The sequence below is a fragment of the Neobacillus fumarioli NBRC 102428 genome, from assembly GCF_001591485.1.
GTDB lineage: Bacteria > Bacillota > Bacilli > Bacillales > Cytobacillaceae > Neobacillus > Neobacillus fumarioli.
Genome location: NZ_BCUZ01000102.1, coordinates 1 through 9,721, shown reverse-complemented (window position 1 = coordinate 9,721; position 9,721 = coordinate 1). Strand labels below are relative to the sequence as shown.

Sequence of the window (9,721 nt, the reverse complement as noted above, 5' to 3'; positions counted from 1 at the left end):
CAGCCCCTTTGTATATATCAGAATTTATAAACATCACTTCCATCTTCACAACGAAAGCTTTGGTAGCATGTCTAAAAGTGGCCCACATCGGCTTGTGCTATTCTATAAAAAACGAATCAATCTGAATATTTTTCAAATAGCTAAATTTTAGCTATAATAAAATATCACTATATTTACTTATTTAGATCAACCTAAAGGCGGTGAGGACAATCGAACTTACAAAGCGCCAGGAACAGATATTGCAAATCGTGAAGGACAATGGTCCAATTACAGGAGAGCAAATTGCAGAGCAATTACAGTTAACAAGAGCCACATTAAGACCTGATCTTGCGATTTTGACGATGGCCGGTTTTCTTGACGCAAGACCGAGAGTCGGCTATTTTTATACTGGTAAATCCGGGACACAATTATTAACAGAAAACCTGCAAAAAATTTATGTAAAAGATTATCAATCCATCCCCGTTGTAGTAAATGAGAATGTTTCCGTTTATGATGCAATCTGTACCATGTTTCTTGAGGATGTTGGAACATTGTTTGTTGTGGACCAAAATTCGCTTTTAGTCGGCGTTTTGTCAAGAAAGGATTTGCTGAGAGCCAGTCTCGGCAAGCAGGAGCTCACGACGATTCCCGTCCATATCATTATGACCAGAATGCCAAATATCACCATGTGTGAACGGGATGATCTGTTAATAGATATTGCGAAAAAATTAATCGAAAAACAAATAGACGCCTTGCCGGTGGTCAAACAAACAGAAAAAGGTTTTGAAGTAATCGGCAGAATCACCAAGACAAATATCGCCAAAGCTTTTGTGGCGTTAGGTGATGAATAAATATCAGCTAAGGAGATGATCGAGCAGAAATGAGTGTCCCAATTATTTACGTAGTATCAGATTCAGTTGGTGAAACAGCAGAATTAGTAACAAAAGCCGCTATCAGCCAGTTCAATGGCTCAGGAATAGCGTTGAAAAGGTTTCCATATGTTGAGGATAAAGAGCATATAGACGAAGTAGTATCCCTTGCTTCTTTAGACAAAGGAATGTTGGCTTACACACTGGTCAAACCCCAAATGCGTACATATATGAAAGAGCAGGCAGAGAAACATGGGATCCATGCTGTTGATTTAATCGGCCCTATCATAGATCAAATTGAGGAGTATAGCGGTAAAAGACCGTTGAATGAACCTGGACTTGTCCGCAAATTGGACGATGATTATTTTAAAAAAGTCGAGGCGATTGAATTTGCTGTAAAATATGATGACGGCCGTGACCCAAGGGGGATATTAAAAGCAGACATTGTACTGATAGGAGTTTCAAGGACATCTAAAACTCCTTTATCCCAATACTTAGCCCACAAACGGCTTAAGGTGGCTAATGTTCCGATTGTCCCGGAAGTGGATCCGCCTGAAGAGTTATTCAGAGTTCCGAAAGAAAAATGCTTTGGCTTAAAAATTAGTCCGGAAAAGTTAAATAGCATCCGCCGCGAGCGTCTCATTTCTTTAGGGTTAAATGACAAAGCAAGCTATGCTAATATTGAGCGAATCAAAGAGGAATTATCTTTTTTCGATAAAGTGGTCAACAAAATCAACTGCCCAGTCATAGATGTAACGAGTAAAGCAGTGGAAGAAACAGCAAATATCATTTTAAATTATTTTCACAAAAACAGACAATAGCGCATAATCAAAACGATTATGTGTTTTTTTTGAGAACGATTATAAAAAATCCTAAAAAATTATGGCAAAATGATAATAGATATACTATAATAAAAAATTGTGATAAAAATGTATCTTTTGAGGTTTAGACTTTAAAGGGAACGAATAAACTATTTATTGTGAGATGTCAAGGGAACCTCTTAAAAATTTTTTTCGACATTTACTTATGTTTGATTGTATGCTTGAGCAATCGACAGGAAAGATCATCGCCTTAATAAGAGTTCGTGTAAAAATAAGTTTTCTTGATAAAATTAGCTGCTAAAGAAGGAATATGCGGAGTGATGTAGAATTATTACAAATGTAAACGGCATTCCGACGATTTTTGTTGATGCAGATTCGTGCCCAGTTAAGGAGGAAATTGTCGAAATGGCATCTGCATTTTCCGTCAAAGTTCTTTTTTGCTGCAACTATCATCACAATATTCACCATAAACTTACATATGGCAATTGGAAGTATGTTGATTCTGGGAAAGAAGCTGCAGATTTATATATTATGAACCATGCGGAAAAGGGAGATGTCGTGATTACTCAGGATATTGGTCTTGCATCAACATTACTGCCAAAAGGTGTTCAAGTGCTTTCTCCTAGAGGAGTAATGTTTCATGAGAAAGATATCCAAACAGCCCTTGATATACGCTTCTTAAATGCAAAAGCCAGGAAGAGAGGAGTGTATGGAAAAGGACCGAAACCTTTCCGAACGGAAGATCGTGAAAGATTTTTATTGGAATTGACAAGAATTTTGTCGAAATTTGCAGGAATCAATCAAATTTCTGCCGAATAATTAAGTAGTTAATGAAAATGGAGTTGTTTTCATGGCAGAACGTATTGCCGAAGAAAAAATTAACCAAATTCGTCAGGCTGTCGATATTGTTGAAGTCATCAGTGACTATGTTCAACTGAAGAAACAGGGACGAAATTACTTCGGACTATGTCCTTTCCATGGAGAGAACACCCCGTCATTCTCCGTTTCACCAGACAAGCAAATCTTTCATTGTTTTGGCTGCGGCGCTGGGGGAAACGTATTTTCATTTTTAATAGAGCTTGAAGGAATTTCTTTTCAGGAAGCTGCTGTGAAATTAGCAGCAAAAGCAAATATTGAGTTGGATTTGGATATGTCGACAGGGCCAAAAGAGAAGAAAGTCCCTGAGGATATCCAAGCGATGTTACAAGCTCACGAGCTGTTAAGGAAATTTTATCATCACTTACTGGTAAATACAAATGAAGGTCAGCCTGCTTTAGAATATCTAATGGATCGCGGGTTTACCCGGGAATCTATTGATAAATTCCAGATTGGCTATTCGTTGAATTCGTGGGATTATGTGTTTAAATTTCTGTCAAAGCGGGAATTCTCCCCTGAGTGGATGGAGAAAGCAGGCCTGATTATTAAACGTGAAAAAGACGGAACTTATTTCGACCGTTTCCGAAATCGAATTATGTTTCCGATCTTTGACCAAAACGGAAAGACGATTGCCTTTTCCGGCAGAACACTGGGGGCTGAGCAGCCCAAATATTTGAACAGTCCGGAAACGCCAATCTTTAATAAAAGCAAAATTTTATACAACTATCATTTAGCAAAACCAAATATTAAAAAACTGCAGAATGCTGTTTTATTTGAGGGATTTGCCGATGTTATCGCAGCTGACCGCGCCGGAATAGAGAACGGCATTGCTACAATGGGTACGGCTCTTACTGAAGAACATATTGCTATATTGAAGAGAACTGCTGAATCAATAACCATATGCTATGATTCCGATCATGCAGGAATTGAAGCAGCGTTTCGTGCCGGCAGCTTGTTAACTGAATCGGGTATGACAGTCAAAGTGGCCGTTATGCCTGATGGGATGGATCCTGATGAATACATTAAAAGCTTGGGATCGGAAAGGTTCCGCAAAGAAGTAATTGGTGCCAGCTTAACATGGATGGCATTTAAATTTCTTTATTTTCGCAGAGGAAAAAATCTGCAAAATGAAGGAGATAGGCTTGCATATATCGAAGAAATAATCAGAGAAATAAGCAAGCTGTCAAAAGCGGTAGAAAGAGATCATTATTTGCGGCAGCTCGCAGGTGAATTCTCCCTTTCTCTCGATGCTTTACGGGAGCAGCAAAAGCAAATTTATTTTGCAGAAAAAAGAAAAGAAAAAGGAAAAAAAACTAGCTCAAGTCCAGCTTTGATTCTGCAAACGAATGAACTGAAGCCGAGATATTACACTGCCGAGCGCCGATTAATTGCCCATATGCTCAAAAATCGGGATACTGTGTATCGTGTTCAGGAACTATTACAAGGCGAAACATTTAATGAAGATGAACATCAGGCCATACTAACCTATTTGTTAAGTTTTTATGAAGATCACTCTGAAGCAGACTCAAGTGCATTTTTAACCTATATTCAAGATGATCATCTTAGAAGAATAGTGGCAAATATCGAAATGATGCCAATCAATGATGAGTTAAGTTCCCAAGAATTAAATGATTATATCAAACAGGTGTTGAATTATCAAAAATTGTTAAGAATAAAAGAAAAAGAAGTGGAATTGAAAGAAGCAGAGCGCCAGCAAGATTATAAACAGGCTGCTTTAATTGGAAATGAAATCAATCAATTGCGTAAATCGTTATAGATGAAAAGTGCTTCTGATTCTTGAAGGAGGGACCCCCATATGGCTGCTGAAAAATCAGCCCGTTCAAAAGAGGCCGAGAATGAATTAACGTTAGAACAAGTGAAAGACCAGTTAACAGAAATGGGCAAAAAAGTCGGAGTCCTTGCCTATGATGATATTGCTGAGAAAATGGCAAATTTTGAAGTAGACTCTGAACAGATGGATGAATTCTACGATTACCTGGGTGCTCAAGGTATTGAACTGGTCGGTGAAAACGACGATGAGGAAGTAGACCCAAGCTTAAAGGATCTTGTTAAAGAAGATGATGATGAATTTGATTTAAATGATCTTAGTGTACCTCCTGGTGTAAAGATTAATGACCCGGTACGGATGTACTTAAAAGAAATTGGTCGTGTCGACCTTTTGTCTGCTGAGGAGGAAATTGAATTAGCCCACCGGATTGAACAAGGGGATGAAGAAGCGAAACGCCGTCTTGCGGAAGCAAATCTCCGTCTGGTCGTAAGCATCGCTAAACGCTATGTCGGTCGTGGCATGTTATTTCTTGACCTAATTCAAGAGGGCAATATGGGCCTTATTAAAGCAGTAGAGAAATTTGATTATCGAAAAGGCTTTAAATTCAGTACTTATGCTACTTGGTGGATTCGCCAGGCCATCACTCGTGCGATCGCTGACCAAGCAAGAACGATCAGGATTCCTGTTCATATGGTGGAAACGATCAATAAATTGATTAGAGTACAGCGCCAATTACTACAAGACCTCGGCCGAGAACCCACTCCTGAAGAGATTGCCGAAGATATGGATTTGACACCAGATAAAGTTCGAGAAATATTAAAAATCGCCCAAGAGCCTGTGTCGCTTGAAACACCAATTGGTGAAGAAGATGATTCCCATCTTGGAGATTTCATTGAAGACCAAGATGCAACATCACCATCAGAGCATGCTGCCTACGAATTATTAAAGGAGCAGCTTGAGGATGTCCTAGATACTCTTACTGACCGGGAAGAAAATGTGCTTCGCCTTCGTTTTGGGTTAGATGACGGCCGTACTCGCACACTTGAAGAAGTGGGTAAGGTTTTCGGAGTTACCCGCGAGCGGATTCGGCAAATTGAAGCGAAAGCATTGCGGAAATTACGTCACCCAAGCCGCAGCAAGCGCTTAAAGGACTTTTTAGAATAAATAGTTGAAATAGTTTACTTCTGGAAAGAGGTAAACTATTTTTTTTTGAAAGTAAAGAAAGTATAAATTTGACTTAGAGAATTGTCCAGCTCCACAAGGAAGGCTTCGGCAGCATATGCATCGCACGTCTAAAAGCGATAGCTTTTAGGCGGAGGCGCCAGCGGCTCTGGGTCACAAGCCGCTAGGAGGGCGCCTTGCGCTTTTCTTATTGAAAGCATTTTCTGAGTTTTATTTTACTGAATTGTTTCTCATTTTGCAAATGGACATATTGATCTTTTTTATTAAACTGGAAAATTTATTTTTGTGATAAAAACAAAAATCAATCAAGTTTTAAGATTTAACAAGAAAAACGGCAATCTTTTTTTGTTTTAAAATAGCAATTAAATTTAAAAATTTATAAATCTTGAGAAAATATAGGTCGCTCTCTTATAATAAAAATGAAAGCGTATACAGAGTTTGTTTTAAGGGGAGTGAACGATGAATTTCGATTTGACTGTAGAACAAGAAATGATTAAAAAGACAATTCGTGACTTTGCAGATGAAGTAGTGGCTCCAGGTGCAATTGAACGTGACCGGACAAAGCAATTTCCTTTGGAAATTTTCAAACAACTAGCAGAAATGGGGATCATGGGACTTCCATTTCCGGAAGAATATGGCGGAGGGGGAGCTGATACCATCAGCTTTGCTATTGTTGTAGAAGAATTAAGCCGGGTTTGCGCCTCTACGGGGATTACTTATTCAGCCCATATTTCTCTTGGGGGAGCACCACTTTATTTGTTTGGAACGGAAAAACAAAAACAAACTTATTTAACCCCTATTTGTACAGGAGAATCATTGGGAGCATTTGGTCTTACCGAGCCAAATGCTGGTTCAGATGCAGGGGGAACGAAGACAACAGCAATTGAAGAAAACGGCGAATTCGTGATCAACGGTAATAAATGTTTTATCACAAACGCGAGTTTTGCCAAACATTTGGCCCTTACTGCTGTGACGGGTGAAAGAAATGGAAAAAAAGAAATCAGTGCGATCATTGTTCCGACTAATTCACCTGGCTTCTCTGTCCTTGACCGTTACGAAAAGATGGGGTTAAATGCCTCCAATACGACTGAACTTGTATTAGAGGATGTAAGAGTTCCTGTAGAAAATTTATTAGGCAAGCGAGGAGAAGGTTTTAAGCAATTTTTAATCACGCTTGATGGAGGCCGGATTGGAATTGGCGCTATGGCAGTGGGAATTGCTCAAGGTGCGTTTGACAAGGCGCTTGCCTATTCCAAAGAAAGAAAACAGTTTGGCAAATCGATTTCGTCTTTTCAAGCGATCCAATTTAAGCTGGCAGATATGGCATTAAAAATTGAATTAGCCCGCAATATGGTGTATAAAGCTGCTTGGCTTAAGGATCAGGGACGGCCATTTTCAAAAGAAGCCGCAATGTGCAAGCTGTATGCTTCAGAAATTTGTATGGAGGTAACAAGTCAGGCAGTCCAAATTCATGGAGGGTATGGCTATATGAAAGAGTTCCAAGTCGAAAGAATGATGCGGGATGCCAAACTTTTGGAAATTGGCGAAGGAACTTCGGAGGTCCAAAGGATGGTCATATCAAGAATAATCGGCTGCTAAGAGCATTTATATATTTGAGAAAAGTAAAATGGGGCTATTAAACTTTTAAATTAGCCTCTTTTTCCTTTTATTACAAAGATATCATAAAAATAATGTTTAGGGCTTTTCCTTCCTTCATTTTTAAAGTAAAATATAGGCAGGTAATTTATGTTAAGGGATGTCTGTACGTAAGGGAGGTTATTTGATGAAACGAAATCCGGTCGTTCCTTTTGTCTTGATCATGGTTTTTGGAATCGTTTTAACGTTGATCCTTTCTTTTAAAGGTCTTGGGGACTCAAAGCAAATGGCAAAAGGGAATAGTGCCTCAAACGGTGCAAAAACTGAAAACACTGCAACTAATCCGGAAGAAATTTATAAAAGTACATGTATTAATTGCCATGGCGATCACTATCAGGGGGTAGTTGGTCCGTCATTAAAAGGCATTGGCAGCAAGTTAAGCAAGGATCAAATTAAACAAATTATTACGCAAGGAAGAGGACAAATGCCACCTGGCCTTGTTAAGCCGGAGCAGGCCGATGCAATGGCGGAATGGGTTTCGAAAATAAAGTAAAACAAACTTGGTCCTTTGCATCTGTAAAGGACCTTTTTTATACTAGTATACATAACTGTTTTTTAAGAGAGTGGTGTATTTGTTTGAATTCTGATCAATTATCAGCCCGTTTGGCAACGGTTGCCAAATATGTACCAAAAGGAGCAAGAATGGCGGATATCGGGTCTGATCATGCCTATTTACCTTGTTTTTTAATGAAGAATGGACATATTCTATTTGCGATTGCCGGGGAAGTGGCGAAGGGCCCGTTTCAGTCGGCAGAGAGAAACGTCAGTACACAAGGCCTATCTGCCAATATTGCTGTAAGGCTTGGAGATGGTCTTGATGTCATCAATCCGGATGAAGTAGATTGTATTACAATTGCCGGAATGGGAGGCAGCTTAATTACAGAGATTTTGGAAAGAGGTAAAGAAAAGCTTCATTCAGTGAAGCGGCTTGTCTTACAGCCAAATATAAATGCGATTGTTATTCGGAAATGGTTTTTGGAAAACAGCTGGGAGTTGGTTGCTGAAGAAATTATTGAAGAAGACGGGAAAATTTATGAAATCCTGGTCGCTGAAAGAGGAAATCCAAAGAGACCGTACGGACAAAATCTCGAGGCCGATCTCTTGTTTGGGCCATACCTTGTCCGTTTCCAGCCGGAAGCTTTCAAGAAAAAATGGACAGCTGAAAAGAAAAATTGGCTCAGGATCTATAATATGCTTGAACAGGCATCAGAAACGGAGGAAACAATCGAGAAAAAGCAGGAATTATTAACAAAAATCAGGCTGGCAGAGGAGGTATTGTCTGATGAAGACTCCTAACGGACATGAAATCATTCAGCTATTTGAACAGTTTGCCCCTAAGTCTTTAGCAATGGAAGGGGACAAGGTTGGCTTACAAATCGGGCGCTTAAATAAGAAAATTGAGCGGGTGATGATTGCTCTTGATGTACTGGAACAAGTGATTGATGAAGCCATTGAAAAGAATGTCCAGCTGATTATTGCTCATCATCCGCCGATTTTTCGACCGTTAAAAAATATTATTACGGATACCGTTCAAGGCCGGATGATCGAAAAACTGCTAAAGCACGATATAGCTGTTTATGCAGCTCATACGAATCTAGACGTGGCAAAGGGCGGAGTGAATGATTGGCTGGCAGAAGCTCTTGGCTTAGAAAAAACCGAAGTATTGGTTCCAACTTATCATGTCAGCCTAAAAAAACTGGTTGTATTTGTTCCTGCCAGCCATGCTGATGAAATTCGTCAGGTCCTCGGGGATGTAGGGGCCGGTTTTATCGGAAATTATAGTCATTGCTCTTTTTCAGCAAATGGAACGGGAAGATTTTTGCCTGGAGAAGAAACCAATCCGTTTCTTGGGGAACCGGGCCAACTAGAAACAACAGAGGAGGTTCGAATTGAAACCATCGTACCTGAACCTCTTCTTAAAAAAGTAATTACGGCCATGATTAAAGCTCACCCATATGAGGAAGTGGCTTATGATGTCTATCCTTTGGAAAATAAAGGGGAGAGTCTGGGGCTTGGCAGAATCGGAAAAGTGCCTGAAATGACACTGCACGAATTTGCTGAAAAAGTAAAAACTGCACTTGAGGTAGAAAGAGTCCGGGTCATCGGTGACTTAAATACAAAAGTCAAAAGGTGCGCAGTTCTTGGCGGAGATGGCAATAAATATTTTGCTCATGCTAAATTTAAAGGAGCAGATGTTTACATTACGGGAGATATTTATTACCATACAGCCCACGATGCGATGATGGTAGGCTTGAATATGATCGACCCCGGTCATAATGTGGAAAAGGTCATGAAAAAAGGATTGACAAAAACGTTGCAAAAAATGTGTCAAGATGCCGGCTTTGCAGTGGAAATCTTCCCTTCTGAGATTCATACAGATCCGTTTCATTTTATATAAAAAGCTGTTTTCAAATTTAATTTCGAAGGTTATTCAGCTTTTGTAGCGAATTTCTATATAAAAAACCGGTCAAATGACCGGTTTTTTATATAAGATTAAGGAAGTATAAATTTTGATTTCGAAAATTGCCCAGCGCAAGCGGCCTAGCCCC

9 protein-coding genes are annotated in these 9,721 nt (G+C 39.5%); all 9 read left to right on the top strand.

All coding sequences use genetic code 11. The features are described 5' to 3' along the window. Positions 1-200 precede the first annotated feature (200 nt). On the top strand, positions 201-830 hold the full coding sequence (gene ccpN / locus BFU02S_RS12560) for a transcriptional regulator CcpN (protein ID WP_066371177.1): 630 nt from the start codon (positions 201-203) through the stop codon (positions 828-830). A 29-nt stretch (positions 831-859) separates the two neighbouring features. Next, complete coding sequence (locus tag BFU02S_RS12555) at positions 860-1,669, top strand: pyruvate, water dikinase regulatory protein (protein WP_066371175.1); 810 nt, start codon at positions 860-862, stop codon at positions 1,667-1,669. Positions 1,670-1,996: 327 nt separating this feature from the next. After that, positions 1,997-2,488, top strand: a complete 492-nt coding sequence (locus BFU02S_RS12550; RefSeq protein ID WP_369690688.1) for a YaiI/YqxD family protein — start codon at positions 1,997-1,999, stop codon at positions 2,486-2,488. A gap of 31 nt (positions 2,489-2,519) precedes the next feature. Continuing rightward, positions 2,520-4,322 carry a DNA primase gene (gene dnaG / locus BFU02S_RS12545; RefSeq protein ID WP_066371171.1) on the top strand — a complete coding sequence of 601 codons (1,803 nt, stop codon included), beginning with the start codon at positions 2,520-2,522 and terminating at the stop codon, positions 4,320-4,322. 39 nt (positions 4,323-4,361) lie between these two features. After that, entirely contained in the window at positions 4,362-5,498 is a 1,137-nt protein-coding gene (gene rpoD, locus BFU02S_RS12540; protein WP_066371170.1) for an RNA polymerase sigma factor RpoD, read from the top strand. Positions 5,499-5,975: 477 nt separating this feature from the next. Next, a complete protein-coding gene (locus tag BFU02S_RS12535) occupies positions 5,976-7,115 on the top strand; it encodes an acyl-CoA dehydrogenase (protein WP_066371161.1) in 1,140 nt (379 codons plus the stop codon). Positions 7,116-7,299: 184 nt separating this feature from the next. Beyond that, positions 7,300-7,665: a cytochrome c550 gene (cccA, locus tag BFU02S_RS12530; protein WP_066371160.1), complete on the top strand. Its 366-nt coding sequence runs from the start codon at positions 7,300-7,302 to the stop codon at positions 7,663-7,665. 83 nt (positions 7,666-7,748) lie between these two features. Next, positions 7,749-8,468, top strand: coding sequence for a tRNA (adenine(22)-N(1))-methyltransferase (locus tag BFU02S_RS12525; RefSeq protein ID WP_066371159.1), 720 nt, complete (start codon positions 7,749-7,751; stop codon positions 8,466-8,468). Next, complete coding sequence (locus tag BFU02S_RS12520) at positions 8,455-9,570, top strand: Nif3-like dinuclear metal center hexameric protein (protein ID WP_066371154.1); 1,116 nt, start codon at positions 8,455-8,457, stop codon at positions 9,568-9,570. The genes BFU02S_RS12525 and BFU02S_RS12520 overlap by 14 nt, the downstream gene beginning before the upstream one ends. The last annotated feature ends 151 nt before the right edge of the window (positions 9,571-9,721 follow it).